At 28.4% G+C, this 26,534-nt stretch carries 24 protein-coding genes and 1 riboswitch; of the genes, 20 read left to right on the top strand and 4 right to left on the bottom strand.

Annotation, left to right across the window (positions count from 1 at the left end):
* Positions 1 to 5: 5 nt before the first annotated feature.
* Complete coding sequence (locus CNEONATNEC86_RS19400; RefSeq protein WP_159136701.1) at positions 6 to 1,202, bottom strand: alanyl-tRNA editing protein; 1,197 nt, start codon at positions 1,200 to 1,202, stop codon at positions 6 to 8.
* A gap of 130 nt (positions 1,203 to 1,332) precedes the next feature.
* Here CNEONATNEC86_RS19400 and CNEONATNEC86_RS19395 point away from each other — a divergent pair, with 130 nt between their 5' ends.
* Positions 1,333 to 1,854: a putative ABC transporter permease gene (locus CNEONATNEC86_RS19395; protein ID WP_058296786.1), complete on the top strand. Its 522-nt coding sequence runs from the start codon at positions 1,333 to 1,335 to the stop codon at positions 1,852 to 1,854.
* Positions 1,855 to 1,882: 28 nt separating this feature from the next.
* Here CNEONATNEC86_RS19395 and CNEONATNEC86_RS19390 read toward each other — a convergent pair whose 3' ends face one another.
* Positions 1,883 to 3,073, bottom strand: a complete 1,191-nt coding sequence (locus tag CNEONATNEC86_RS19390) for a pyridoxal phosphate-dependent aminotransferase (RefSeq protein WP_159136700.1) — start codon at positions 3,071 to 3,073, stop codon at positions 1,883 to 1,885.
* Positions 3,074 to 3,344: 271 nt separating this feature from the next.
* On the opposite strand from CNEONATNEC86_RS19390, the gene CNEONATNEC86_RS19385 reads away from it, so the two are divergent.
* Positions 3,345 to 4,607: a methyl-accepting chemotaxis protein gene (locus CNEONATNEC86_RS19385; protein ID WP_159136699.1), complete on the top strand. Its 1,263-nt coding sequence runs from the start codon at positions 3,345 to 3,347 to the stop codon at positions 4,605 to 4,607.
* 907 nt (positions 4,608 to 5,514) lie between these two features.
* Here CNEONATNEC86_RS19385 and CNEONATNEC86_RS19380 read toward each other — a convergent pair.
* Positions 5,515 to 6,417, bottom strand: coding sequence for a DUF4097 family beta strand repeat-containing protein (locus tag CNEONATNEC86_RS19380; protein WP_159136698.1), 903 nt, complete (start codon positions 6,415 to 6,417; stop codon positions 5,515 to 5,517).
* Between the two features lie 14 nt (positions 6,418 to 6,431).
* Positions 6,432 to 7,172, bottom strand: a complete 741-nt coding sequence (locus CNEONATNEC86_RS19375) for an HAAS signaling domain-containing protein (protein WP_159136697.1) — start codon at positions 7,170 to 7,172, stop codon at positions 6,432 to 6,434.
* A gap of 540 nt (positions 7,173 to 7,712) precedes the next feature.
* On the opposite strand from CNEONATNEC86_RS19375, the gene CNEONATNEC86_RS19370 reads away from it, so the two are divergent.
* From CNEONATNEC86_RS19370 to CNEONATNEC86_RS19285, 18 genes are all read left to right on the top strand, one after another.
* The gene (locus CNEONATNEC86_RS19370; RefSeq protein WP_159136696.1) at positions 7,713 to 8,390 is read left to right on the top strand and encodes a hydrolase; all 678 of its coding nucleotides are present in this window, start codon (positions 7,713 to 7,715) and stop codon (positions 8,388 to 8,390) included.
* A 79-nt stretch (positions 8,391 to 8,469) separates the two neighbouring features.
* A riboswitch (Lysine riboswitch) is annotated at positions 8,470 to 8,638 on the top strand.
* A 168-nt stretch (positions 8,639 to 8,806) separates the two neighbouring features.
* A complete protein-coding gene (gene lysA / locus CNEONATNEC86_RS19365; protein WP_159136695.1) occupies positions 8,807 to 10,102 on the top strand; it encodes a diaminopimelate decarboxylase in 1,296 nt (431 codons plus the stop codon).
* A 374-nt stretch (positions 10,103 to 10,476) separates the two neighbouring features.
* Positions 10,477 to 11,025 (top strand): signal peptidase I, encoded by a 549-nt coding sequence (gene lepB / locus CNEONATNEC86_RS19360; RefSeq protein WP_058296779.1) that lies wholly within the window; start codon positions 10,477 to 10,479, stop codon positions 11,023 to 11,025.
* 65 nt (positions 11,026 to 11,090) lie between these two features.
* Entirely contained in the window at positions 11,091 to 11,669 is a 579-nt protein-coding gene (gene lepB / locus CNEONATNEC86_RS19355; protein ID WP_159136694.1) for a signal peptidase I, read from the top strand.
* Positions 11,670 to 11,734: 65 nt separating this feature from the next.
* A complete protein-coding gene (locus CNEONATNEC86_RS19350) occupies positions 11,735 to 11,950 on the top strand; it encodes a DUF3006 domain-containing protein (protein WP_230132227.1) in 216 nt (71 codons plus the stop codon).
* 22 nt (positions 11,951 to 11,972) lie between these two features.
* Entirely contained in the window at positions 11,973 to 14,096 is a 2,124-nt protein-coding gene (gene ftsH / locus CNEONATNEC86_RS19345) for an ATP-dependent zinc metalloprotease FtsH (protein WP_159136693.1), read from the top strand.
* A 77-nt stretch (positions 14,097 to 14,173) separates the two neighbouring features.
* Complete coding sequence (locus CNEONATNEC86_RS19340; RefSeq protein ID WP_159136692.1) at positions 14,174 to 16,285, top strand: HelD family protein; 2,112 nt, start codon at positions 14,174 to 14,176, stop codon at positions 16,283 to 16,285.
* A gap of 135 nt (positions 16,286 to 16,420) precedes the next feature.
* Complete coding sequence (locus tag CNEONATNEC86_RS19335) at positions 16,421 to 16,984, top strand: glycerol-3-phosphate responsive antiterminator (RefSeq protein ID WP_058296776.1); 564 nt, start codon at positions 16,421 to 16,423, stop codon at positions 16,982 to 16,984.
* Positions 16,985 to 17,228: 244 nt separating this feature from the next.
* A complete protein-coding gene (locus tag CNEONATNEC86_RS19330) occupies positions 17,229 to 18,038 on the top strand; it encodes an HAD family hydrolase (RefSeq protein WP_125147787.1) in 810 nt (269 codons plus the stop codon).
* Positions 18,039 to 19,349, top strand: coding sequence for an ABC transporter substrate-binding protein (locus CNEONATNEC86_RS19325; protein WP_159136691.1), 1,311 nt, complete (start codon positions 18,039 to 18,041; stop codon positions 19,347 to 19,349).
* 243 nt (positions 19,350 to 19,592) lie between these two features.
* On the top strand, positions 19,593 to 20,501 hold the full coding sequence (locus tag CNEONATNEC86_RS19320) for a carbohydrate ABC transporter permease (RefSeq protein ID WP_159136690.1): 909 nt from the start codon (positions 19,593 to 19,595) through the stop codon (positions 20,499 to 20,501).
* The gene (locus CNEONATNEC86_RS19315; RefSeq protein WP_159136689.1) at positions 20,491 to 21,318 is read left to right on the top strand and encodes a carbohydrate ABC transporter permease; all 828 of its coding nucleotides are present in this window, start codon (positions 20,491 to 20,493) and stop codon (positions 21,316 to 21,318) included. Before CNEONATNEC86_RS19320 ends, CNEONATNEC86_RS19315 begins: the two co-directional genes overlap by 11 nt.
* Before the next feature lie 9 nt (positions 21,319 to 21,327).
* A complete protein-coding gene (locus CNEONATNEC86_RS19310; protein WP_159136688.1) occupies positions 21,328 to 22,416 on the top strand; it encodes an ABC transporter ATP-binding protein in 1,089 nt (362 codons plus the stop codon).
* A gap of 2 nt (positions 22,417 to 22,418) precedes the next feature.
* Complete coding sequence (locus tag CNEONATNEC86_RS19305; protein WP_058296770.1) at positions 22,419 to 23,216, top strand: sugar phosphate isomerase/epimerase family protein; 798 nt, start codon at positions 22,419 to 22,421, stop codon at positions 23,214 to 23,216.
* Positions 23,217 to 23,576: 360 nt separating this feature from the next.
* Complete coding sequence (locus tag CNEONATNEC86_RS19300; protein ID WP_125147782.1) at positions 23,577 to 24,437, top strand: ABC transporter substrate-binding protein; 861 nt, start codon at positions 23,577 to 23,579, stop codon at positions 24,435 to 24,437.
* Between the two features lie 70 nt (positions 24,438 to 24,507).
* Positions 24,508 to 25,167 carry an amino acid ABC transporter permease gene (locus tag CNEONATNEC86_RS19295; protein WP_159136687.1) on the top strand — a complete coding sequence of 220 codons (660 nt, stop codon included), beginning with the start codon at positions 24,508 to 24,510 and terminating at the stop codon, positions 25,165 to 25,167.
* A complete protein-coding gene (locus CNEONATNEC86_RS19290; protein ID WP_058296767.1) occupies positions 25,154 to 25,876 on the top strand; it encodes an amino acid ABC transporter ATP-binding protein in 723 nt (240 codons plus the stop codon). The genes CNEONATNEC86_RS19295 and CNEONATNEC86_RS19290 overlap by 14 nt, the downstream gene beginning before the upstream one ends.
* Before the next feature lie 199 nt (positions 25,877 to 26,075).
* On the top strand, positions 26,076 to 26,393 hold the full coding sequence (locus CNEONATNEC86_RS19285; RefSeq protein WP_058296766.1) for a hypothetical protein: 318 nt from the start codon (positions 26,076 to 26,078) through the stop codon (positions 26,391 to 26,393).
* The last annotated feature ends 141 nt before the right edge of the window (positions 26,394 to 26,534 follow it).

Below are 26,534 nucleotides of genomic sequence, written 5' to 3'. Positions count from 1 at the left end.
GATTATTAATTAAAATTTTTTATTTTTGTAAGTGCAATTTCTAAAGCTTTTTCTAAATTTTCATTATTTTTACCAGCTCCTTGAGCTTGAAAAGGACTTCCGCCACCACGACCATCAATAGCAGCAATTGCATCTTTAAAAAGCTCATTCATTTTGATATCTTTTATATTTTTAGAGCAGCAGAAAATTAAATTAGCTTTTTCACCATTTTTTACAGCCATTAAAGCTATAATATTATCATTTTCAACCAACTTTGAAGTAAGAGTATTTACATATTTCATATCTCCATCAAATACTTGTTTTATAACTTTATAGTTACTTATATTTTCAGCATTATCAATTAGGTCTTTAACTTGATAGTTAGCAAGAAGAGTATTTAGACTTTTATTAGTATCATTAGCATATTTTAAACTTGCATTTAAATTTTTAATACCGTTTAACGCTTCATTTTCATTACAACTTAAATATGAACATATTGAACTAAATAATTCATCTTTTTTTAGAGTATCTTCTACAGCTCTATTTCCTGCTAAGAATTCTATCCTTGTTCCTTCCTTATGTTTGGTAAATCTTTTTATTTTTATTAATCTTAGATCTTTAGTTGAAGTAGGATGTAATCCGCAACATGCATTTATATCAAAGCCTTTAATATGTACAACTCTAATATCTTCTTCAGTGTTTGGAAGGGCTCTTCTAAGTTTTATATTTTTGAGTTCTTCTTCAGACGGAATAAAAGATAAGACTGGAACGTTATCACCTATAATTTTGTTTGCAAGTCTTTCTGCTTCTCTAACCTGCTCTTCTGTAAGGTTTCCTAAAATATCAACTGTACTTATATCAGCACCTAAATGAATTGCAAACGTATTGGCATTAAAGAGATTAAAGAAAGAGCCTGAAAGGACGTGTTGGCCTAAATGCTGCTGCATACCATCAATTCTTGTATTCCAATCAATAACACATTTTAAATCTGTCATTTGGGAAGGGGCTGTGCTGACTACATGATAAATTGTATTTTCTTTTTCATAAACTTCTAATACATATAGATTTCCAATTTTCCCAGTATCGCACCATTGGCCACCACCTCCTGGGAAGAATGCAGTATTATCTAAAATAAGATGGAATTTTCCATCAATTTCTTTTGCGTCAATAATATTGGCAGTGAATTCTTTAAGATATGGATTTTCATAATATAATTGTTCCATGATTTTTCCTCCAATTAGTTATAATTTTGTTAATTATTTATTATAACAGAAAATATTATTAATAGTATAAAGAATATTTACTATAAGTCCTACAAATACTAATAGCATTAAAAAAATGAGGTGCTATTTTATGAATTTAGGTTTATATATTTGTTTTAATTTTATATTATACTGCTTTATAGGTTGGATAATAGAAGGTTTATATTCATTAGCAACAACAAAAAGGTTTAAGAAAGAGGGATTTTTAAAGACTCCGTTTAAGCCTATGTATGGTATAGCAATGACGTTATTAATAATATTTCATGAAGTGTTTGATATATATGGATTTCCTATGCTGCTTCTTCTAATATTAATACCAACAACAGTAGAATATATAAGTGGCTATATACTAGATCATAAATTTAATAAGAAGTATTGGGATTATTCTAAAAAAAAATATAATCTCAATAGCTATATATGTTTGAAATTTTCTATATATTGGACTGCTTTAACATACATAGGAATATATTTATTTCAGCCAATAATAAGAATGATTTATATAAGTTCAGAATCTATATTATCAAAAATAACTTTACTATTTTTAATAATTTTTTTATGGGATGCATACATAACATTGAGAACTTATTCAAAAAGCAACGTTAAGCTGCAATAACTTAACGTTGCCTTTTATTTAGTTAAATTTAAATCATTGAATATAATTTTGCTAGTTTATCAAAAGCTTCAAGAGATTTTTCGATTTTTTCATAAGATATGCAGTAAGATAATCTAACATGACCTGGACATCCAAATGTAGAACCAGGAACTAATAAAAGATTAAATTGTTTTGCATCTTGGCAGAATTTTTTATCATCTTCAATAGGTGTTCTTGGGAATAAGTAAAAAGCACCTTCAGGCTTAATGCAAGTGAATCCTAGTTTTATTAGATGATTATATAAAAGATCTCTATTTCGTTTATATATATTCACATCAACTTCACTTCCTAAAGACCTTGCAATTACTCTTTGGAATAATGATGGAGCATTTACAAATCCCAATATTCTATTTGCAATATTTAATGCAGCCATCATTTCATCACAATCTGTCATGGATGGGTTTACGACAACATATCCAATACGTTCGCCAGGAAGCGATAATGATTTGCTATAAGAATATCCTATGAAAGTATTATCATAATATTTTAAAAGACAAGGAACTTCCACATCATCATAAACAATTTCTCTATATGGTTCATCAGAAATTAAGTAGATAGAGCTATTTAGTTCTCTTTGCTTTTCTTTTAAAAGATCTGCTAACTTTTGAATTGCCTCTTTTGAATAAATAACGCCTGTTGGATTATTTGGATTATTAATTATAATTGCTTTGGTTTTTGAATTTATTACTTTACTAAGCTCGTCTAGATCAGGTTCGAATGTATCTATATTTGTAGGTACAATAACTAGCTTACCATTAAAGTTTTCAGTATAGTTTTTATATTCACCAAAGAATGGTGCAAATGTGATTACCTCTTCACCAGGATTTAATATAGATTTTAATATTATATTTAATCCTCCAGCAGCGCCACAAGTCATAACAATATTATTTCTGGTAAGATTTAAGTCATTTTTCTTATTAAGAAAAGAGCTAATATCGTCTCTTACATCTTCATATCCAGAATTATTCATATATCCATGAACAAGGTTTGGTTTTTCTTTGTTTAAGATATCAGAAATAATAGTTTTAATATTTTCTGGAGGTTCAACGTTTGGATTACCTATACTGTAATCAAAAACATTTTCTTCGCCATAAATATCAGATAATCTTTTTCCTTCTTCAAACATTGCTCGTATTGTTGAGCTATTGTTAACTAGAGATTTCATTTTATTTGAAATCATTTATAAGCCCCCTTAAATAATAAATTTTATTTAAAATTAATAATAAATTAATATTGAATTAAATATCTAATTATAATCTTATCACATTTAAATAATTTAATTAATATTTACATTAAATTATACACGTAATTATACAGAAAATATCCATTGAATAAACTAGAAAAGAATGATATTCTAAAAAGGTAAAAAGTATATATTATCCTATATTATACTAATTTTTAATTTGATATTTAATATATTTATTTTATACATAGAAATGGAGAAAAGTCATATGAAGACAGAAAGAAAAGTAAGTGTATTTAAGTCTATTACAACAACCAATAGAATATCATTTTTTCTTATGCTTTTAGTAGGAATTATAGTCGGATTTAGCTTTACAAAAGGAATAGAAGATTCTATTATTTGGCTAGTGATAGCTATTCCATTATGTATTGCTGTGGGATTTATAAATACTTTAAAGATATTAAAGCCATTAAAACAAATACAGGAATTAGCAAATAGATTAAGCAATTACGATATGTCTACAGAAATAATATTAGATAGAAATGATGAATTTGGAGTTATATCAGATTCCCTTAATAGAGCTCAAAATAATATAAGGGATTTATTAATTGAATGTGAGAAAAATTCAAATAATGTAAATAAATTAAGTGAAGAAATTTTAGCAACAATTCAAGAATTAGCAAATACATTAGGATTTATTAATAAAGAGATTGAAAAGATTGATGAAGGTGGACAAAATAATAGTGGAACAGTGGAAGAAATTTATGCATCAATTCAACAAGTGACTGCAAATGTTGAAGAGCTTTCAGCAAGAGCGGAAACTGGAAGCGCTAACTCAAAAGAAATACAAGAACGAGCAAGTAATGCTGCACTTAATAGTAAAAGAGCAATTGAAAATACAACTAGAATATATCATGACAAAGAAGATGTTATAAGACAAGCTATAGAAGAATCTAAAGTTGTTGAAGAGATAAAGATAATGGCTGAATCAATAGCAAGTATATCAGAACAAACAAATCTTCTTGCTTTAAATGCAGCAATTGAAGCAGCTAGAGCTGGTGAAGCAGGTAAGGGATTTGCGGTTGTTGCAGAAGAAGTTAGAAAACTTGCAGAAGAATCATCAGCATCAGTAGTTACAATTCAAAATACTGTTGATAAAGTAGAAAAAGCATTTAAAAATTTATCTAATAATAGTAAAGAAATTCTTACTTTTATAAAAACTGATGTAAAGCAAGATTTAGTCAGTTATGGAGAAGTGGGAGATAGATATAGTGAAGATGGTGATTTTATTTCTGAAATGTCTGAGCAAATATCAGTTATGTCAGATTCAGTAAGTGCATCAATTCAAGAAGTGAGTGCATCTATTTCTTTAACTGCCAAAAATTCAGAAGAGATTGCAGAAAGTACACATAGTATTAGGGAATCAATAGATAACGTCTCAGATGCAATGAATCAATTATCAGGAACAATAGCAGGTGAAGCGAAAAGTGCAAAAGATTTAACAACAGCAATCTCTAAGTTTAAAGTATAATTTTATAGTGAATTTTAATATAGAAGTAGTTATTATACATAAAATAAATAAGGGGCGTACTGAGTTTAGTGTGAATAACCGAAATAAAGCTCTTATGTGTGGCTCGCTTGCTACAAAAATGAAGCTAAGAATTCAAACATGGAAACTTGCATCCACAAATGTTTGCTCCAATGTAAAATTGGACAAACAATTGTGGAACAAGTTTCCATGAAGAATTCTAAAGCTTCATTTTTTAATGCAAGACGCCGCCAACATAAGACCTTTATTTCTTTGTTTCATCTAAATTCAGAGTAGTGGTATTATTGTTGCTATATATAAATACATTTTTAAATTAAGGAATAGTTATTTATAGATGTTAAAGGTTCAAAAAGTTAATATTTTATCATTTTTTAAAAGATATAAATTTATAAATATCAGAATATAAATTCTTACGAATGTTCACTTATAAGGAAAACTATTCATCATTAGATGAATAGGGCTATACTGCTAAGTTCGTACCTCACCAAGCATTATATGCCAAAGAGCAGCTATGCTACAATTCAGAATTTTTCTTATATATTTAGGAATACATGGTTTTTCTAAGTAGCCGCATAAATTATAACTAAAATAAATTAGATGTCTATGATTTTAGAGAAAACAAAGAAATTCAATATATGAATAGGCGTAGTATTGTATTGGAAATTTTAGCTTTTAAATTCTTTGGCAGAGGCTGTTCCAAAATTGTTTGTCCAAAAACTTGCTTTTTGGAGCAAACATTTTTGGGTGCAGCCTCTGCCTTAGAATTTTTTGCTGAAATTTCCCTACAATCGAGCCTATCATATATTGAATTTCGGTTGTTATCCACTAAACTTCGATTCTACATCCATTATTTAGCTGTGAGATACTCTCTGTTATTAAGAAATAAAAATTAATTTACAGATATGTCTCCACTTGTAGTTTTTATGTCTATTAGTGCTTCTTCATTACCATTTGATAATGTAGAAAAACTTGTATCGCCAGAAACTGTATAATAATTAATCTTATATCCACATTGTGTTGGGATATTTAGAGAAATGTCTCCAGACACACTTCCAAAAGATGATTTTTTTAAGGTGTCAGTAAATGAAAAATTCATATCGCCAGAAGTAGAGCTTGAATATAGGGTACCAAAATTACCAATACAATCTATCTCACCAGATGTAGAATTTATTTTAGTATCAGATGCAAATAAGTTGTTAAGGCTTATATCACCACTTGAACTATTCAATGAGATATAATCTAGATTTATATTTGACATATAAATTTCCCCACTTGATGTGAATGTAGATATTGAATTTATATTTAAATTTGATAAATTCATATCCCCACTGCTAGTTGTTAATTTCAAGGAAAGATCTTTAATTATTTTTTGAGGGATACTAATATTTACAGTTGAGCGTGAAGGAATGGAATGATTTGAATTAAAAATCATTTTATCTCCATTTTCAGTTTTAGAAAGTTCGGCATTAGAATTTCTATTATTTTTTATTTCAACTAATATATTATCACCATCATATTCATTGACATTTATATTTTGTGATTCTAAAGATATTTCAATGTTTTTTATATTATTATTAATAGGATAACTTTTTTCTGAAGTTTTATAGTTGAATCCTAATTCGTCACTATAATAAAAATTAAAATCATTTAAATTTATTTCATCTGCATAATCAGAAAGTTTATAACCGCTATTAACTAAAATAATGCATCCAGAAGAATAAAAGACTATTGTTAACAAAATTAAAATTAATAGAAATATTTTTATACTAGTAGACATAAATTTCTTTTTCAATTGTATACACCTCCTTAAGACATTAATATGGAATAAAGTTTTTTGATTCCAATTACTGATGCTTTAAAAACATAGCAAAAAAGTATAAACAAAATAATAGAAAGCGTTACTGTACCTAAGCAGAATAAAACTAATACTGGATATGGAAAGTTAGAAATAAAGTTCGGAATAGTTGGGATGCCAGCAAAACTAGTAAATGTACCACCTATTAGTAAACCGATACTTCCAAAAAACATTCCAATTGCAGTTCCAAAGATACCTAGTATAATTCCTATAATAGTAGTGAAAATTGGTGTGAATATTATAATAGATAAAATTAAAATACATATTTTTAATATTGAATTAATATTAATACTTTTTTTGGTATTATTATTTTTATAAAATTTTGAATCATCTTTATTTTCATTTTTATTATTAGTATCTGTATAGTTATTTTTATTATTAGAAGTATTTGAATGCCTTTCAGTTGAAACTATATAATTTCCACTATAGTTTGATTCATTATTATATATCCTTGAATCTGAAGAATCATTTAAAGAATCTTTCATATAGTCAGTCAATAGGGCGCTATCTTTATATTTATTGATTAAAGTATCAATATCACCTAAACTTTCCACTATTTCTTCTTCTGATTTACCATTTTGAATCTCTAAATCAAATAAATTTTCATAGTGCCATATTATATCTTGAAGTTTCTTTTCAGGAATATCTTTTAACTCATCCATTAAAATATTAAAGAATTCATTTTTATTCAATAATATTACACCTCCTTATTAGCTTTATATGTTCTGATATAGAGTATAGAGTAAGAAGGTGGATACTACAATATACTGGAAGGATATTTAATCATTTATTAAGGTATTGCTTGAGGATGTTTATTTTTTATTAAGAAATTTTTAAGAAAATTGGATATATAAACATTTCTGTGGATAAGTATGTGGAAAATGTTTATATATTTGAATGGTGGATTAAGAAAAATTGGTATATAGCTTAGTTAAATCATTGTTTATATCTAATTATAAGTTGTGGATAAATAAATATGAATTGAATAATTTAAGTAATATGCTAGGATTTTTATTTAATTAGGTTACAAAAAATTAATAAAATAAATGTTACTACCTTAATAAAACAGTGTTAATATTATATTGACGATTAATTATTAAGAAATTAATATTAAATATATAAATTAGGAACAGTATGCACAATTATGTGGATAAAATCTGTGGATAATGTGGATAATTTATGGGTTAAATTATTTAATTAATTATTACAGATAAGGGGAAGGAGAGGGTTTAATGAATAAACGAGAAAAATTTGTTCCAGAAATAAAAGGTACATTAAGAAAACATGTGGTAGAAGTCCCATCAATAATACGAGAATGTGGGGGGATAAAGATTTTTGGGAAAAGAATAAAATCCCTACTATTCACAACGGATGTTGCAATAATAAGAAATACTAATGCTGATGCAATTATTGCTGTATACCCGTTTACCCCTCAGCCAATAATAACACAAGCTTTAGTTACTGCAGCAGATGTACCAGTATTCTGTGGAGTTGGTGGAGGAACAACTTATGGAAAGAGAGTAATCAATTTAGCATTAGATGCAGAATTTAAGGGAGCTATGGGTGTGGTAATGAATGCTCCTATATCAAATGATATAGTGAAACAAGTAAGAGATACAATAGATATTCCTATTATAGTTACAATAATATCTGAGGATGAGGATATAGATAAGAGAATAGAAGCAGGCGCAACAATATTTAATGTATCAGGCGGAAAAAGTACTGCAAAAATAGTTAGAAATATAAGAGAAAGGTATTCTGATTTCCCGATCATAGCAACTGGTGGACCGACAGTAGAGACTATAGAAGAAACTATTAAGGCTGGTGCTAATGCAATAACATATACACCGCCAACAGCTTCAAGTATTATGGGGAGACTTATGGACACATATAGAGATGATATGAGATAATAAAAAATAGTCATTGAAATATAAGAAAAATGTGGTATCATAATTGTAACAAGTTGAATAATATAATAGCATAAGTTTTAATAGATGTAGAGGTGCTATAACAAAGAGTAATTATATTGAACTGGCAGGTTAGGATATATAATAAAAGGTGTTATAGCCGAAGAGATGGATTTTTATGCAAAAATCAATTTCTGGGTATTCATAAAATATATGAATAACTGTCACGAAAGTGTTGAGCTACACAGTTATAATAATGAATCATATAATTGATTGTTATTTTAACAAAGTAAAAAGCTCGTCACAGATATATCTGTGACGTTTATTTTTATAAAAATAAGCAATAAACATATTTTATAGTTAGAAATAATATAAGTTTTAAATTATGAAGTATGAATAAAGAAGATTGGGGTAATATTATGGAACTATTTGGAACAATGAAAGTTGAAGAGAATGAGCTAATAATAGGTGGGAATAGAGCGACAGATTTAGTAAAAGAATATGGAAGTCCTTTATATGTATTTGATGAGGAACTTATAAGAAATTATTGTAGAGATTATAGAAAATATTTTAAATGTGAAGAAAATAATAATAAGGTTGCATTTGCTGGTAAGGCATTTTTAAATGTACAAATGTGCAAATTATTAAAAGAAGAAAATATGAATTTAGATGTAGTTTCAGGTGGAGAGCTTTATACAGCATATAAAGCGGATTTTCCATTAGAAAAAGTAATGTTTCATGGAAATAATAAGACATTAGATGAAATTGAGCTTGGGGTAAAGCTTGGTGTGGGTAAATTTGTTGTTGATAATTTTTATGAAATGGAAGCATTAAATAATATAGCAAAAGAATATAATAAGGTTCAAAATATATATTTAAGAATAACACCAGGAATTGATGCACATACTCATGAATATATTAGAACAGGTCAAATTGATTCTAAATTTGGTTTTGCACCAGTAGAAGATACTATAGAAAAATCTATAGAAATGGCTATAAATCTAGAGAATATAAACCTTGTAGGTATTCATTGTCATATAGGTTCACAGACTTTTGGACTTGAGGCATATGAAGAGGCTGTTGAGGTAATGTTTAATTTAGTAAAAAAAATTAAAAAAAATATGGATTATTTAATAAAAGAAGTAGATTTTGGTGGTGGTTTTGGTATATACTATACTAAAGAGGACAAACCTCTAGAAACTTCTGAATATTGTGAAGCAATAATAAATAAGGCAGAAGAGGTATCTTCAAGATTAAACATTGAGAGACCTATACTTACTATAGAACCAGGAAGAAGTATAGTAGGTAATGCGGGCGTTACTTTATACACAATAGGTGCAATAAAAGATATTCCAGGTGTTAGAAAATATGTTTCTGTAGACGGTGGAATGACTGACAATATAAGACCAGCTCTTTATAGTGCTGAATATGAAAGTATATTAGCAAATAGAGTTAATAGTGAAGTGACGGAAAAGGTTACTATTGCAGGAAAATGTTGTGAATCAGGAGATATTTTATTAAAGGATGTTACTCTTCCGGAAGTTAAAACTGGAGATATATTAGCTATTATGACTACAGGTGCTTATGGATATTCTATGTCTAGTAATTATAATAGAATACCAAAACCAGCAGTTGTTATGGTTAAGGACTCTAAGGCAAGATTAATATGCAGAAGAGAAACTTATGAAGATATGATAAGGAATGATGTTATATAATTCTTTATTATATAATTAGGACAAGCTTTTTATTAATATTCTTTCCCAAGATTATTATATATATATAAAGATGGTGTATATGAACTTCATGTACACCATCTTTTTAATTTTCAATTGTTAATGATTAATTATCAATGAAGTATAATTTTTAGAGCAAAATTTGAAAATATATATTTTAAGAAATTTTGAAAGAATTTAACTTAAATTGATAATTGAAATTTTATAATTAAAAAGATTCTATTAAGATTAAGATTTTCTCATATACTGATAATTTGCAATAAAGTGAAAGAAATTTAATAATTTATAAACATTATAAACTATAAATTATGGTATACTTATAAAGTGAAAATAGTTGGAATGGGGGCAATAATAAGTTGGAAGAAAATAATTTATTAAAAGAAGAAAAAAAACTAGATAAAAAGGCAATAATAAAGGAATATATTCTAAATTTTATAATAATAGGTGGCTTAGCATTTTTAATATTAAAATTTGTAGGCCATGGTGTTTATATTCCAAGTGAGTCTATGGTTCCAACTTTAGAAGTTAATGATAGGTTAATTGTATCCAATGTGTATAAGCCAGAAAACTTAAAAGAGGGAGATATAGTTACATTTAAATGCGATGAATATGGAGATAAATTATTAATAAAGAGATTAATAGGTCTCCCAGGTGATACTATTGAAATAAAAGATGGAGTTGTTTTTAGAAATGGTACAGAGCTAGAAGAACCATATGTTAAAAATAATGAAGAATATGATGGGTATTTTGAGATTCCAGAAGGAAAATACTTTTTCTTAGGAGATAATAGAGCAAATTCAGATGATTCTAGGTATTGGGAGAACCCATATGTGGATAGAAAAGATATTGAAGGTAAAGTACAAATAAGAATTTATCCATTTAATGAAATAGGAAAAGTAGATTAAGACACTTTAGTGACACAAATATTAGATATAATATAATGTAAGTTTTATATAAGGAGAATTTAAATATGAAAAAGAATGATGACTTTACAATTAATTCAAAAGATATAGAAGCAAATGAATCTTTGAATAAGAAAAATGGATTTATCAAAAAATTTTTCAAAGATTGGATAGTTCCAATATTTGCGGCATTAGTTATAGCAGTGCTAATTAATAAATTCATATTTTTCAATGTTTATGTACCAACTGGATCAATGATTCCTACAATAAATGAAAATGACAAGATTTTAGTTACCAGAATCTATAATCCAGAGAAAATTCAAAGAGGAGATATAATTGTATTTTACTCTGAAGAATTACAGGAAACATTAATTAAAAGAGCAATTGGACTTCCAGGAGATCATATAGATATTAAAGATGGAGTTGTAAGCGTAAATGGGGAAGTATTGAAGGAGGATTACGTTAAGAATAATGATGATTTTACTGGTTCTTTTGATGTTCCAGAAGGTAAGTTTTTCTTCTTAGGAGATAACAGAGCAAATTCAAATGATGCTAGGTTATGGATCAATTCATACATAGATGCTTCAGAAATAAAGGGTGAGGCTAGATTTAGATTCTATCCATTTAATAATATGGGCACTTTATAGTTAAAAAATTTGACTTATAAGTAATAATAAATTATTATATTATGATAACTATGAGGGGGAGTATTATGGAAAAATACATTTTAGATAGAGTAGAGGGGAATTATGCTATATTAGAAAATGAAAATGGTAATATGATAGAAATAAACATAGATAATATAGATGGTAATTTTAGAGAGGGAGATATATTGATTAAAAAAGGAGAAAAATTTACTGTTAGTGAACTCCTTACAAAAGAAAGAAAAGATAAAATAAAAAATATGATGAACGATATATGGGAATAAATGCAAGGAAGGTGATTAATGTATGCAAAATAACAATAAGAATAATAAAAAGAAAAATAATAAATCTTTTAGTATTGCGCTTACATATTTTATAATAGCTCTTTCGTTTTTAATAGCATTCAATTATTCAAAAGGAGCTATTACAACTAAAGATATAAGCTATGATGAATTTTACAGATTATTAGACAATAAGGAGATTTCTAAAGTTATTATTACAAGTGATAATTTAGAAATAACACCTACAGGTGATAATCCTGAATATAAAGGTAAGACTCTATATACAGCTAGAATAAATGATGAAGAATTAATTCCAAAGCTTAAAGAAGCAGGAATATATTTTACAGGAAGAAATCCTAAACAGACGCCTCTATTAAATATGATGATTTCATGGATTTTACCTATGGTACTTATCTTCTTTATGTGGAGATTTTTATTTTCTAAAATGGGAAATGGCGGAGGCGGTGTCATGGGCATCGGTAAAAATAACGCCAAGGTTTATATGGAAAGTGAAATAAAGGTTACATTTGATGATGTTGCAGGACAGGAAGAAGCAAAGGAATCTTTAAAAGAAGTTATTGATTTCTTAAACGGTCCTGCTAAATATACTGAAATTGGAGCTAAGCTTCCTAAAGGTGTACTTTTAGTTGGACCTCCAGGAACAGGTAAAACACTTATTGCAAAAGCTGTAGCAGGTGAAGCTAAGGTACCATTTTTCTCATTATCAGGTTCAAGTTTTGTTGAAATGTTTGTAGGTGTTGGTGCATCAAGAGTTAGAGAATTATTTAAAGATGCTGTTGCAAAAGCACCATGTATTGTATTTATAGATGAAATTGATGCTATTGGTAAGAGTAGAGATAATCAAATGCAAAGTAATGATGAAAGAGAACAAACTTTAAATCAGTTACTTTCTGAAATGGATGGATTTGACTCATCAAAAGGTATAGTTATTCTTGGTGCTACTAACAGACCAGAAATACTAGATAAAGCACTTTTAAGACCAGGTAGATTTGATAGAAGAGTTATAGTTGATAGACCAGATTTTAAAGGAAGAGAAGCTATACTAGCAGTTCATGCTAAAAATGTTAACTTAGGTGAAGACGTTGATTTAGCAGAGATAGCTAAGAGCACACCAGGTGCTGTAGGAGCAGATCTTGCTAATATAATAAACGAAGGTGCTTTAAGAGCTGTTAGAAGAAGAAGAAAAATGGTTCTTCAAGAAGATTTAAGAGAAGCAGTTGAAGTGATTATTGCTGGTCAGGAAAAGAAAGACAGAATTCTTTCTCCTAAAGAAAGAGAAGTTGTTGCATTCCATGAAGTTGGTCACGCACTTGTTGCAGCAATGCTTAAAGGAACAGATCCAGTTCATAAAATAACTATAGTTCCGAGAACAATGGGAGCTTTAGGATATACTATGCAAGTGCCTGAAGAAGAAAAGTTCTTAACATCTAGAGAAGATTTAATGAATCAAATTACCGTTATGCTTGGTGGTAGATCAGCAGAAGAAGAAGTATTTAATTTAGTATCAACTGGCGCTTCAAATGATATAGAAAGAGCTACTTCAGCAGCTAGAAGCATGATATCTATGTATGGTATGAGCGAAAGATTTGATATGATGGCTTTAGAGTCAATACAAAACAGATATTTAGATGGTAGAGCCGTTAGAAACTGTAGTGAGCAGACATCAACTGTGTTAGATGAAGAGACATTAAATGTAATAAAAACAGCTCATAGCAAAGCTAGACAAATACTTAGAGAAAATAGAGACTTATTAGATAAAATATCAGCTGTTCTTTTAGAAAAGGAAACTATTTTTGGTGATGAATTCTTTAATTTAGTATATGAAAAGTATCCTGAAATGAAGGAAGAAAAAGAAAAAGAGAAGAATGAAAATGATAAAAAGGTTAAAGAATTAGAAGAACAAAGAGCTAAGAATCGTGCAGAAAGAGATAGGGATATTGAGGAAGATAATTCTAAAGAAAATAAAAATAGTTTAGATTTAAAGCAAGAGTCCAAGACAGATAGAGTAGAATTAAAACAAGAGACACAAGAAGATAATTTTATTATTGAAAATCAAAGTAGTATATTTGATGAATTAATTTCAGATGAAACTGAAAAAAATGAAGAAGATAAAAAAGATAATATATAATAATAGAGATATATGAAAAACTCCCAATGGGAGTTTTTCATCTCATTTGGTATTATGAAGTGAAAGGAAGTTGTTTTTTGAATAATCAAATAGATTTTTTAAATGAACAAGCAAAATTAGATAATACTTTAGAAATTATCAATGGAGAGATGCTTAAATACTTAGAAAAAAGAAAAGTTGTAACTAAATATATATTAGATGCAAGAAAGAAGTATATAGAAGAATATAAAGATGATGAAGATCAAGTAATTGATTACTTTGATCATGAAAATTATGTAAAAGAAGAAGCTTATAAAACTATAGATAAAAGACTAATGGAGTTTACGAAGCTCAAAGAAAATCCTTATTTCGGCAAAGTAACCTTTAAAGAAGACGACAATATTCCCGAGGAAATATACATAGGAAGATATGGTTTGACATTAGAAGATTCTTATGAACCTGTAATTGTTGATTGGAGAGCACCTATTGCATCACTATTTTACAAAGGGAGCCTTGGTGAGGCAACTTACAACACTCCAGTAGGTGAAATGAATGCAGATATAATAGGAAGAAAGCAGCTTATTATAAAAAAGAGTCAGTTAAAAGGTGTATTTGATTCAGCAGTTGATGTTAAAGATGAAATACTTCAAATGGTTTTGACAGAAAATTCATCTGATAAATTAAAAGATATTGTTATGACAATACAAAAAGAACAAGACGAAATAATAAGAGAAGATAAAAATAAGGTAGTAGTAGTTAATGGGGTAGCTGGATCGGGAAAAACAACTATAGCACTTCATAGAATATCATATTTACTATATAATTTTAGAAAGCAATTTGGAGATAAGGTATTAATATTTGGACCAAATGATGTTTTTATGGATTATATAGCACAGGTATTGCCTTCTCTTGGTGAAAGTAATATAGCTCAGACTACATTTGAGAATTTTGCAAAAGAGGAAATAGGAATAGTTAATGAACCAATAAAAGGATTTTCAAGCTATGTTGAAGATGTGATTGATGGAAACACCAGTGAGCTTGAAGAATATAAATATAAAAGCTCACAAGAATTTGTGAAATTTTTAAATGAAAAAATCAATTTGTTGAATAAAGAATATTTCAATATTCAGAGTGTTAAATTCAATGGAGAAGAAATTGTATCTGTAAATGAAATCAAAGAATTATTTGATGTATATTATAAAGATATGCCTTTATTTAGAAGAAGTGAAAAGATAAAAAGAATATTAACATCAAAGATTAAAGATAAAAGAGATGAACTTTATTATGCACTTCTTAAAGAAATAAAAGAAAAGAAAGAGAAATTATCAGAAGAAGAATTAAAAATAGAAAGCAATAATCTAGAATTCTTAAGAAGAATGAGAATAAGAGAAATTGTAAGAATGGTTATGAATTCTAGAGAAGAACTTGATAACTGGATTAATCATGAAGATATTTTAGATTTGTACAAAAGCATGACTAATACTAAAACTCTTGGGTATATGGATTTAAGTGCAATTCTTTATTTAATGATTAAGCTAGAAGGTAAAAAGTTAAAAAGAGAAATAAAACATATAGTCATAGATGAAGCTCAGGATTATAGTTATTTACAATTTGAAGTTATTAAAGAAATAACAGGCTGTAAAAGTTATACTATAGTTGGGGACTCTAATCAAAGATTAATAGACACAAATGAAGAATGTGCTATGATTAACTTACAAAAAGTATTTACTGATGCAGGATTTGATATAAAGAACTTTAGTTTAAATAAAAGTTATAGATCAACTCAAGAGATAATGGAATATGCAAATAAATTCTTAGAGGAAGAAAAAATAGTTCCTTTAGTTAGACGTGGTGAACCTGTAATGGAGGAAGAAGTGTTTGATGAAAGTGAATTTATAGATACTGTTATCTCTATAATTGAAGATTATGAGGAAGATAATTGCGAAAATATAGCTGTAATATTTAAAGGCAGAAATGAACTTAGAAAATATGCTCCTCTTATTAAGGAAAGAATAAGTATTCAAAATTTAGATAACGAAGAAAGTATCTATAAGGGAGGAAAAGTGCTTATACCAGCATATCTTGCAAAAGGATTGGAATTTGATGGCGCTATTATTATTGAAGAGGATGAAATACAACCATTAATTAAGTATATTATGTGCACTAGAGCACTTCATAGACTTGCAGTTATAAAAAATAATAAAGAATAGAAATAAAAAACCTTATTTGGATCGCTTAAAATCCAAATAAGGTTTTTTAACATGGATTTATTATTGAATCAATACAGTCTTAACAAAGAGTGAGTAAAATACAAGTATAGAATAAATCTTAAGGGATGAAATGATTTGAATGTAAAAGATATATTAAAAGTCAGTCCATTGATTGCAGCTGCTAAAATACAGGATTTAAGAGAAGCTGTAAATTCAAATGTAGGTGCAGTAATATTAATGGAAGCTAAATTAAATGAGCTGTTAGAAGAAGAGTTTAGGGAATTGAAAAGAAAGAAGCCTATATTCATACATATTGATTTATTAAAGGGACTTTCAAATGATAAAGAAGCCATAGAATTTATAAAAAAATATGTTAATCCAGCAGGAATTGTTTCAACTAAAAGTTCTGTAATAAAATCTGCTAAGAAGAAAGGTTTAATAGCAATACAAAGGATTTTTCTTATTGATACAAAATCTTTAAATAGTGCCATAGAAAGCGTAAAAGAGAATAATCCTGATATTGTAGAAGTAATGCCAGCATTAGCGCATTCTATTGCTAAGAGCATAAAAGAATTAACAAACAAACCAGTTATAATGGCTGGATTGGTAGAAAATGAAAAACAGATTTTAGATGGATTGAATTCAGGAGCAGATGGTGTATCATTTGGTAAAAAGAATTTGTGGAATATGAATTTATAATTAAAACTTAATATTAGGTAATTAGTGGTGGAGATTTGAGAAAACCGTTAATCAACTTTGTAAAAATAATATATGCATGTTGCAATAATAAAATTTCATTTAAGATGTTTACAGTCTAAGTAAATACTAGCATACAAAATGTAGAAAAGTAATTGCAACATATATATAAAATGTATTTGAAAAGAAGGTGAGCTATGGTTTATTGAATTTCCTATTTTTATATCTAATTTTAAAGGAGTTTTATATGGACATAAAAATGATTGTATCAGATTTAGACGGAACTTTATTTAATAGTGACAAAGAGGAATATGAAGTATCAAAGGAATTAATAGAAAAAATTCATAAATTTGAAGAGAGTGGCGGAATATTCACTATTGCAACTGGAAGGCCAGTAGAAACAAGCATCGAAGTAGCAAAAACTATAGGCATTAAATCACCATATATTGCTTATAATGGAGCAAAAATAGTCGATGTTACTGGTAAGGAACTTTATTCTGAAAAATTTGATTTAAAAATATTTAAAAAATTTTTAAATGATGTTCAGAATTTTGGAGTATCAGTAATCTTTTATGATGATGGACAAACCATTTGTTTAAAGCATACATCAAGAATTTTAATATACGAGAAAAAAGAAAAGACTACATGCATTGAAGCGAAAGAAGATATTACAGACTCTGAGTTACAAATAAATAAGATTCTTTTAATAGGTGATGTAAGCAAAATAACTGAATTATGGAGTAGGTTAGATAAGAACATAAGAGAAGAATTTAGGTATGTAATATCAGAAGATGATTATTTTGAAATAATTAAAAATAATGTCTCAAAAGGTGATGCGTTAAAAAGGTTAAAAGAATATTTAGACATAGAAGATAATCAAGTTGTAACAATAGGCAATCACATGAATGATAAAGAACTTATAGAAGAAGGTCATTTGGGATATGCAGTAGCAAATGCAGTAGATGGTCTAAAAGATATTGCTGATTATGTAACAGAGGGAGAGTATGAGTCTGGAGTTATTGAAGTAATAGAAACATATTTGAAGGGAGAAATTTAAATGAAAAAAAATATATTAAAATTTATTTCAGTTGTATCACTTTTAACATTATGTCTTACAGGATGCGGAAGCACTAAAAGTCAAAACACAGGAACAGAAGCTGCAAAAGGTGAGAAAGTAAAAATTGAATATTGGCACTGTAATGCAGAAACTCAAGGGGGGCAGACTGTAGAGGAACTTGTTAAAAAGTTTAATGAACAAAGTGATTCTGTAGAGGTAGTTGCTAAGTATAATCCAGATATGTATAAAGGTCTTATGCAGAATTTACAGGCAGAAGCTGCAACAGGAAAATCACCTGCTGTAGTGCAAATTGGGTGGGCATTCTTAGATTATTTCTCAAATAATTTTGCTTATACTGAACCACAAAAAATTATTGATAAATATTATGAAGCAGATAAGACATTCTTACAAGATAACTTTTTACCAAATGTTTTAGGACTTGCAAAGAACAGTAGTGGATCACAAGTCGGTATACCATATTCACTTAGTACCCCAGTATTATACATTAATAAAGATCTTTTAAGAGAAGCTGGATTAGATGAAAATGGTCCTAAGACATGGGAAGATGTGAAGGCTTTTGCTGATACTGTAAAAGAAAAAACAGGAAAGTACGGTTTATATATTCAAGAACCAGCAGATAACTGGGCTACACAAGCATTATTAGAAAGTAATGGAGCAAGAATGATTACCGATGGAAAAGCAAGCTTTGCATCAGAAGAAGGAATAAAAGCATATGAAGTTTATGCAGATATGGTTGTTAATACAAAATCAGCTCTTCATATATCTTGGGGAGAAGGTGTTCAATCTTTCATTGATGGTAATGTAGCAATGCTTTATACAACAATTGCACAAAGAGCAAATGTTCAAAAGGGAGCAACGTTTGATGTAGCTGCAATTAATTCTCCATCATGGTCAGGAAAAGAAAAGAGACTTCCAGCAGGTGGGTGTTTCCTTGCAATAACTGCACAAAGCGAAGAAGAACAAAAAGCAGCATGGGAATTTGAAAAATATTTATATAGTGTTGAATCTATGGCAGAATGGACAAAAGGAACAGGATATGTACCTCCAAGAAAAGATGTTGCTGAAGCTGAAAATGGATTAAAGAGCTTCCTTGAAGAAAACAAGATGATGGAAGCTGCAACAACTCAAATGGATGGAGTTGTATCATGGACATCATTCCCAGGTGATGCTGGTTTAGAAGCTGAACAAATACTATTAGATACAAGAGATAAGATATTAAGTGGTAGCGTATCAGCAAGAGATGGATTAACAAAAGCACAAGAGGATATCAATGTATTGTTAAGTAAATAGTTTTGGATTAACTGTATAGAAGGTAGGTTTAGGCACAATCAAATAAATAACAAGTCCATCTGCTAGCTCATTTTCCATCATCCTGCGTCAGCAAAATGTCATAATAGACTTGCTATGATGGCACTTTGCTTCCTTGCCTGATGAAAAATATTCATAGCAGCTTTGGACTTATTTATTTTCATGTGCCTCATTCCTACCTTTTATAAAAATATTTTTAATGAAACTATTTTAAGGAGAATTAAAATGCAAAATAAGAAACAACTTATAGATTACAAGAGCAAACAAAAATTTATTGCATATTTATTAATATTGCCATCATTTTTAGCCTTTTCAGTATTTATGTTCTGGCCTCTTATTAGAACATTTTATTTAAGCTTTTTTTCATGGAATATGATAAAACCAGTAAAAGAATTTGTAGGACTTTCAAATTATATTGATATATTTACAAACCCAATTACATACAAAGTTATGGGAAATACGCTTTTATATATACTAATACTGCTATTATTAAATTTTGTTGCGCCATACATTCTTTCTTTTATTCTTTCAGTAGTTATAACAAAGGCAAAAGGATTTTATAAGAGTGTAATATTTCTTCCAAGTGTAATTTCATTAGTTGTAGGATCAATTCTATACTTATGGATACTAAATCCTATATCAGGTCCAGTAGCAATAATAGCAAAGTTTTTTGGAATCACATTGCCTATATGGAGCAAAACTGATGGACTGGTTATTGTGGTTATAAGTTTAATAACATCATGGAAGATATTCGGATATAATTTTATAGTTGTTCTTGCTGGTGTTTCTGGAGTACCAACTGAAATTATTGAAGCAGCAAAGATTGATAATATTCCAATGTATAAAATATTTTTAGATATTGTTATTCCAATGAGTAGTGCAACAGGAATTTATGTACTAATAATGACAATAGTTCAAGGACTTCAATATGTATTTACACCAATAAAGGTTATAACTCAAGGAGGGCCTAACTATGCAAGTTCAAATGCCATCTATAATGCATATCAAGAAGCATTTGTACTATATAAAACAGGTAGTGCATCTGCTTTTGCAATTATTACAATGTTACTTTTTGTAATATTGCTTATATTGGAATTTAAATATGTAGAGAGAGGCGTGTATTATGAAAATTAAAATGACATCAGAATATAAATGGCATATATTATTAATTTTATTTGTAATTGTTTCGCTTTTTCCAATAGTGTTTGCTATATCAAGCTCATTTAAAGAATTAAATGAAGCATATAGTAATGTTTTTGGAATTATACCAAAGAATCCTACAATAAACAACTATAAAGAAGTAATCTTAAGACTACCTTTTTATAAAATTACAGAAAATACATTCTTTATAGCCACTACTGTCACAGTATTTAAGGTTATTACTTCAGTACTTGCAGCATATTCATTTGTTTATTTTGATTTTAAATATAAAAACATACTTTATTTTATATTAATTAGTACAATCTTTATACCATTTACAGTTACGATGATTCCAAATTATCTTACTGTGTCAAAGCTTGGACTTAATGATAAATTACTTGGAGTTATTCTTCCACAGTTAAGCGATGCTACGGGAATATTTTTAATAAGACAATCAATGAAAACTATACCTAAAGCATTAATTGAAGTTGCAGAGCTTGAAAATGTAGGGCATTTTAAGAGAATGAGAGACATTGTAATTCCACTTGTTAAGCCGGCAATAATTTCTACTGGAATAATGTTTTTTATTAATTCATGGAATGAATATGTTTGGCCAGTATTAATATTAAAATCTAAAGAAAATTTTACACTTCCTTTAGCCCTTCAATTATTTATAAGCTCAGAAGGCGGAACTGATTTTACTATTGCCATGGCAGTATCTGTAATAACAATGATAATACCATTAATACTTTATATAATCTTCCAAAAGTATATTATTAATACTTTTACATCATCAGGAATTAAAGGATAGGAGTTAGCAATGAAAGAAATAGTATTTGAAAATGTATGTAAATCTTATGGAAAAGCACAAATAGTTAATAATTTAAACTTAACAATAAAAGAAGGTGAAAGATTGATTTTACTTGGACCTTCTGGATGTGGTAAGTCCACAACTCTTAGAATGATTGCAGGGCTGGAAGATATAACAAGTGGAAAGTTATATATGAATGGAAAATGTGTTAATAATGTTAAGAGCGGCGAGAGGAATATAGCAATGGTATTTCAAAATTATGCATTATTCCCACATATGACTGTAGAAGAAAATATAACTTATGGTCTAAAGGTGCATAAATTTCAACCTTCAGAGGTGAAAGATAGGTTAAATTCTGCAATAGATATGCTTCAATTAAATGGGCTAGAAAAAAGAAAGCCAAAAGATTTATCTGGTGGACAACGCCAAAGAGTGGCACTTGCAAGAGCTATAGTAAAAAGAAGTGATTATTTTCTTTTGGATGAGCCACTTTCAAATCTTGATGCACAACTTAGAGGACATGCAAGAAAAGAGTTGGTTAAAATTCATGAATTATATAATCAAACTTTTGTATATGTAACACATGATCAAGTAGAGGCTATGACAATGGGAGATAGAATAGCACTTATGAATAAAGGAACTCTTCAAATGGTTGATACTCCAGCCAATGTGTATAACAAGCCAGCCAATATATTTACTGCAAAGTTTATTGGTTCGCCATCAACAAATGTTTTTGAAGTTAATTATAATGACAGAAAAATAGTAGTAGGCGATCAAAAAATTAGTATTTCAGATGAGTGGATTAAGTTAGTCGAAGATAATGGGAATACAGAATTATGCATTGGTATACGACCTGAACACATAAACTTACAATTTGAAAATGGAAAAAATTCACTAAAAGGTTTTGTTAAATATGTTGAAGATTATGGTAATAAAGTTGGAGTCTATATTGAAGTAGAAGGAAATGAAGTAATTGCTATATTAGAAGAAAATAAATATAAATCTGATGATGTTGTATATTTTGAACTGGATTTTAGTAAAATTCATTTGTTTGATAGAAAAACAACAATGTCAATTGGATATCCGAAGGAGATTTAATTATGAATATTTATATAAGTACAAATTTATATAATCCAGATCAGCTTGAAGAAATTTTTAGTCTTTTAGATAAAATTAATGATAGAAGTATTGGAATAGAACTTTTTGTAGAGTGGCAGAATGATGTATTTATTAAGTTTATTGATGATAATATTGATAGGCTTAAAGATTATAAAATTTCATTACATGGACCATATTATGAGACAGAACATTCGGCAGAAAAAGGATCTTTAGAATATATAAGAACAAATGAATATTTCAATAGTACGTTAGAAATATCAAAAGAATTGAATAGTAGATATATCGTATATCATCATAATAACTGCAAAGTTGTTCAGGAAAATAAGGAAAGAATGATAGAGGCATCATCTGAGAACTTAATAGATTTGAATGAAAATGCAAAGGAATATGATTCAAAAATTGTAGTAGAAAATTGTGGTGTAATTTCACATGAAAATATGTTATTTAATGAAAAAGAATTTATAGAAATGGCAAAAAGTATTCCTAATAATATACTTATAGATATAGGGCATGCATTTGCAAACAAATGGGATATAGAGAATATTATTATGGAGTTAAAAGATAAGATTGTTGCATATCATATTCATAATAATGATGGATTTGAGGATAATCATAATAGAATAAATGATGGAAAATTAAGCTTTGATAAATTCTTAGACTTGTATAAAAAATATACAAGTGATGCAGACTTAGTCCTTGAGTATGGAAAGCAGTGTTACAAAGATGTCTTTGGGATTATTGAGGACATAGAATATATAAAAAATAAACTAAATAAATAGAACTGTTAAACGCTAATGCTTAATATCTTAAAGGGCTTTGGCGTTTTTTATTCTTTAAAAGATTATATCATAGTCGCCTTGGCGATTTTTTTATTATACATGAATTATTTAATGTATGCATAATAATACAATATGCACATTAAAATATTTAAAATAACATAAAATAAAGTATATTGATATTCTAATATTAATATATATTGATCTGAAATTTAATATTTAACAAAAAATATTAAAGAATTTTATACATAACTATTGCATAATTATAAATAAGTGTTTATAATAAGTTTATCAAAAGAAAGACAGGCCATTATGAAAATGGTCAATAAGGGAAGTATAGCAAATAAGAAGGGGGATTAATAAATGAAAAAAGGAATATTAAAAAAGATGATCGCAGTTGTTGCAGTAGCTACAATGGCAATTAGTGCAATAGGATGTGGAAGTAGTAGCAAAACTGAAGGGGAAAAGACAGAAGGTGCGGCTGTAGAGCAAAAAGCCGATGGAGGAAATTTAAGTGATATAAAATCAAAAGGAAAACTTGTAGTAGGTACAAGCGCAGATTATCCACCATATGAATTCCATACAATGGCGAATGGAAAAGATGAAATAGTAGGGTTTGATATTGATGTAGCAAAGGAAGTTGCTAAAGACTTAGGTGTTGAATTAGAAGTAAAGGATATGGATTTTGATGGGTTGCTTGTAGCTCTTCAAGCAGGAAAAGTTGATATGGTATTTGCAGGAATGACTCCTACAGATGAAAGAAAGGAAAATGCAGATTTCTCAGATATTTATTATTCTGCAACTCATCGTTTTATTTTAAGAAGTGGTGAAGAAGGTTCAGTTAAATCATTTGATGATTTAAAGGGTAAAAAGATTGGAGTTCAAAAAGGATCAATTCAAGAAGGTATTGCAAAAGAAAATTTTGATGAAGCAAACATTAAATCTTTAGCAAAGGTTACAGATTTAGTATTGGACTTAAAGAACAAGAAAGTAGATGCTATTTTAATTGAAGAAGGTGTTGCAAAGATTAATTGTGATAAAAATAAAGATATAGCAATGTCTGATTTTGTAGTAACAGATGAAAATGGTGGAGCTGCAATAGCTTTAAAGAAAGGTTCTACTGAATTACAAACAGAAGTTAACAAGACTATAAGTAAGTTAAAAGAAGAAGATAAGATAACAAAATTTGTTTCAGATGCAAATGATTTAGCTGCTGAACAATAGAATTAAACATTGAATGAAATTACCCATAGGGGGTTCCTAATAGGGATGAATTGACTAAGGAGGTTGTATTTTGAATTTTACATTTTTAGACAAATACTCAAGTTACTATATAAAAGGTGCAGAAATAACAATAATACTGGCTTTATGCGCAGTATTATTTGGAACAATTTTAGGTTTGTTATTAACACTTATTAGGCGTTCAAAAATTAAACCTATAAGCATCTTAGCAACAGCATATGTAGAATTTGTAAGAGGTACACCTCTTTTAGTTCAGATTTATATAATCTATATAGGGTTACCTAATTTAACTGGATTAGATATGTCAGATATGGCAGTTGGTATAGTTGCATTATCATTAAATTCAGCTGCATATGTTTCAGAGATAATAAGAGCTGGTATTGAAGCAGTTGATAAGGGTCAAATGGAAGCGTCAAGAAGTTTAGGTATGACTCAAGGGCAAGCAATGATTGATATTATAATACCTCAAGCATTTAAAAATATCTTGCCTGCACTTGGAAATGAATTTATATCAGTAATTAAAGAATCTTCAATGGTTTCTGTAATAGGTGTTGCAGAGCTTATGTACAATGCTGGAATAGTAAGAGGAAATACAGCACTTGGATTAGAACCAGTAATTGTTGCAGCAGTATTTTATTTTGTAATTACATTCACATTAACAAGATGTTTAGGATTTATTGAAAGGAGATTAAAGGCTAGTGATATACGTTAAAGATTTAAACAAGAGTTTTGGAAAAAATGAAGTACTAAAGGGAATTGATGAGCATATCGCTAAAGGGGAAGTGGTAGTTGTAATTGGACCATCAGGTTCAGGAAAAAGTACTTTCTTAAGATGCCTTAATCTATTAGAAGTTCCTACATCAGGCACAATTACTTTTGAAGGAAAAGATATAACATCAAAGGCAACTGACATAAATAAGATGAGAGAAAAAATGGGAATGGTATTTCAACAGTTTAATTTATTCCCACATAAAACAGTAAAACAAAACATCTGTCTAGCGCCTATGAGAGTTAAAAAGATGTCTAATGAACAAGCAGAAGCAAAAGCAAAAGAGCTATTAAATAAAGTAGGGCTAATTGATAAAATAGATGCATATCCAGCATCACTTTCAGGTGGTCAAAAGCAAAGAATAGCTATAGCAAGAGCATTAGCTATGGAGCCAGACGTAATGTTGTTTGATGAACCAACATCAGCATTAGATCCAGAAATGGTCGGTGAGGTTCTAAATGTTATGAAGGATCTTGCAAAAGAAGGGATGACAATGGTAGTTGTTACTCATGAAATGGGGTTTGCAAGAGAAGTTGGAGATAGAATATTATTTATGGATGGTGGAAAAATCGTAGAACAAGGTACACCAGATGAAATATTTAAAAATCCTAAGAATCCACGTACAATAGATTTTTTATCAAAGGTGCTTTAAAATAAAGATTTATAAACAGAGAGAGTTATATTTAAATTTTAGATATAACTCTCTCTGTTTTTTTGCAAGTATAAGTTCAGAAGTTATAGTTTTGAAATTTTATAATATATATTTTTGCTTGTAAAATTTAATGATATAATAATAATCTATTATGTAGTTAAATAAAACGATAAAAGAAATATGGAAGGAGAGAATTATCATGGGAGCACTTTTAATTTTATTTATATCAATGACTGTAATTAGTATTTGTGCTGCATTAATGTTATTTATAACTAAAGAAAAAAATAAACAAAATATAGCATTTATTTTTGCAGGAGCAGTTAGTGTTATTATAACATTATTGAATGTAACATCTTTACCTACAAATTGGGTTATGGAAAAATGTATTGCTTGGTTGATGGGAGTACCAGCTATTATTGGATTAGTACTTTATTTTGTAGTAAAAAAATATTATATGTTAAGTAAAATTCTTATAGTATCTTCAATGATACTAGGAATTATAAAAATATTCTTCTGATTTTTAAATATTAATGTAACTTATGAAAACAAATAATATATTTGATTTTTATTTATTAACAAAAGCTTTATGAATTAACTTAGTAATTTATAAGCACATATTTGTAAAAGATTTAAATAGCAAATAAATAATCTAAAATCC

This window comes from Clostridium neonatale (assembly GCF_900465025.1).
Taxonomy (GTDB): Bacteria; Bacillota; Clostridia; order Clostridiales; family Clostridiaceae; genus Clostridium; species Clostridium neonatale.
This window is presented reverse-complemented; position numbering and strand designations above follow the sequence as displayed.

Excerpts from the sequence above, each read along its gene's own strand:
- CNEONATNEC86_RS19400 (WP_159136701.1), bottom strand. The coding sequence starts at position 1,202 with ATGGAACAATTATATTATGAAAATCCATATCTTAAAGAATTCACTGCC.
- CNEONATNEC86_RS19395 (WP_058296786.1), top strand. The coding sequence starts at position 1,333 with ATGAATTTAGGTTTATATATTTGTTTTAATTTTATATTATACTGCTTT.
- CNEONATNEC86_RS19390 (WP_159136700.1), bottom strand. The coding sequence starts at position 3,073 with ATGATTTCAAATAAAATGAAATCTCTAGTTAACAATAGCTCAACAATA.
- CNEONATNEC86_RS19385 (WP_159136699.1), top strand. The coding sequence starts at position 3,345 with ATGAAGACAGAAAGAAAAGTAAGTGTATTTAAGTCTATTACAACAACC.
- CNEONATNEC86_RS19370 (WP_159136696.1), top strand. The coding sequence starts at position 7,713 with ATGAATAAACGAGAAAAATTTGTTCCAGAAATAAAAGGTACATTAAGA.
- lysA (WP_159136695.1), top strand. The coding sequence starts at position 8,807 with ATGGAACTATTTGGAACAATGAAAGTTGAAGAGAATGAGCTAATAATA.
- lepB (WP_159136694.1), top strand. The coding sequence starts at position 11,091 with ATGAAAAAGAATGATGACTTTACAATTAATTCAAAAGATATAGAAGCA.
- CNEONATNEC86_RS19350 (WP_230132227.1), top strand. The coding sequence starts at position 11,735 with ATGGAAAAATACATTTTAGATAGAGTAGAGGGGAATTATGCTATATTA.
- ftsH (WP_159136693.1), top strand. The coding sequence starts at position 11,973 with ATGCAAAATAACAATAAGAATAATAAAAAGAAAAATAATAAATCTTTT.
- CNEONATNEC86_RS19330 (WP_125147787.1), top strand. The coding sequence starts at position 17,229 with ATGGACATAAAAATGATTGTATCAGATTTAGACGGAACTTTATTTAAT.
- CNEONATNEC86_RS19325 (WP_159136691.1), top strand. The coding sequence starts at position 18,039 with ATGAAAAAAAATATATTAAAATTTATTTCAGTTGTATCACTTTTAACA.
- CNEONATNEC86_RS19320 (WP_159136690.1), top strand. The coding sequence starts at position 19,593 with ATGCAAAATAAGAAACAACTTATAGATTACAAGAGCAAACAAAAATTT.
- CNEONATNEC86_RS19315 (WP_159136689.1), top strand. The coding sequence starts at position 20,491 with ATGAAAATTAAAATGACATCAGAATATAAATGGCATATATTATTAATT.
- CNEONATNEC86_RS19310 (WP_159136688.1), top strand. The coding sequence starts at position 21,328 with ATGAAAGAAATAGTATTTGAAAATGTATGTAAATCTTATGGAAAAGCA.
- CNEONATNEC86_RS19305 (WP_058296770.1), top strand. The coding sequence starts at position 22,419 with ATGAATATTTATATAAGTACAAATTTATATAATCCAGATCAGCTTGAA.
- CNEONATNEC86_RS19300 (WP_125147782.1), top strand. The coding sequence starts at position 23,577 with ATGAAAAAAGGAATATTAAAAAAGATGATCGCAGTTGTTGCAGTAGCT.
- CNEONATNEC86_RS19285 (WP_058296766.1), top strand. The coding sequence starts at position 26,076 with ATGGGAGCACTTTTAATTTTATTTATATCAATGACTGTAATTAGTATT.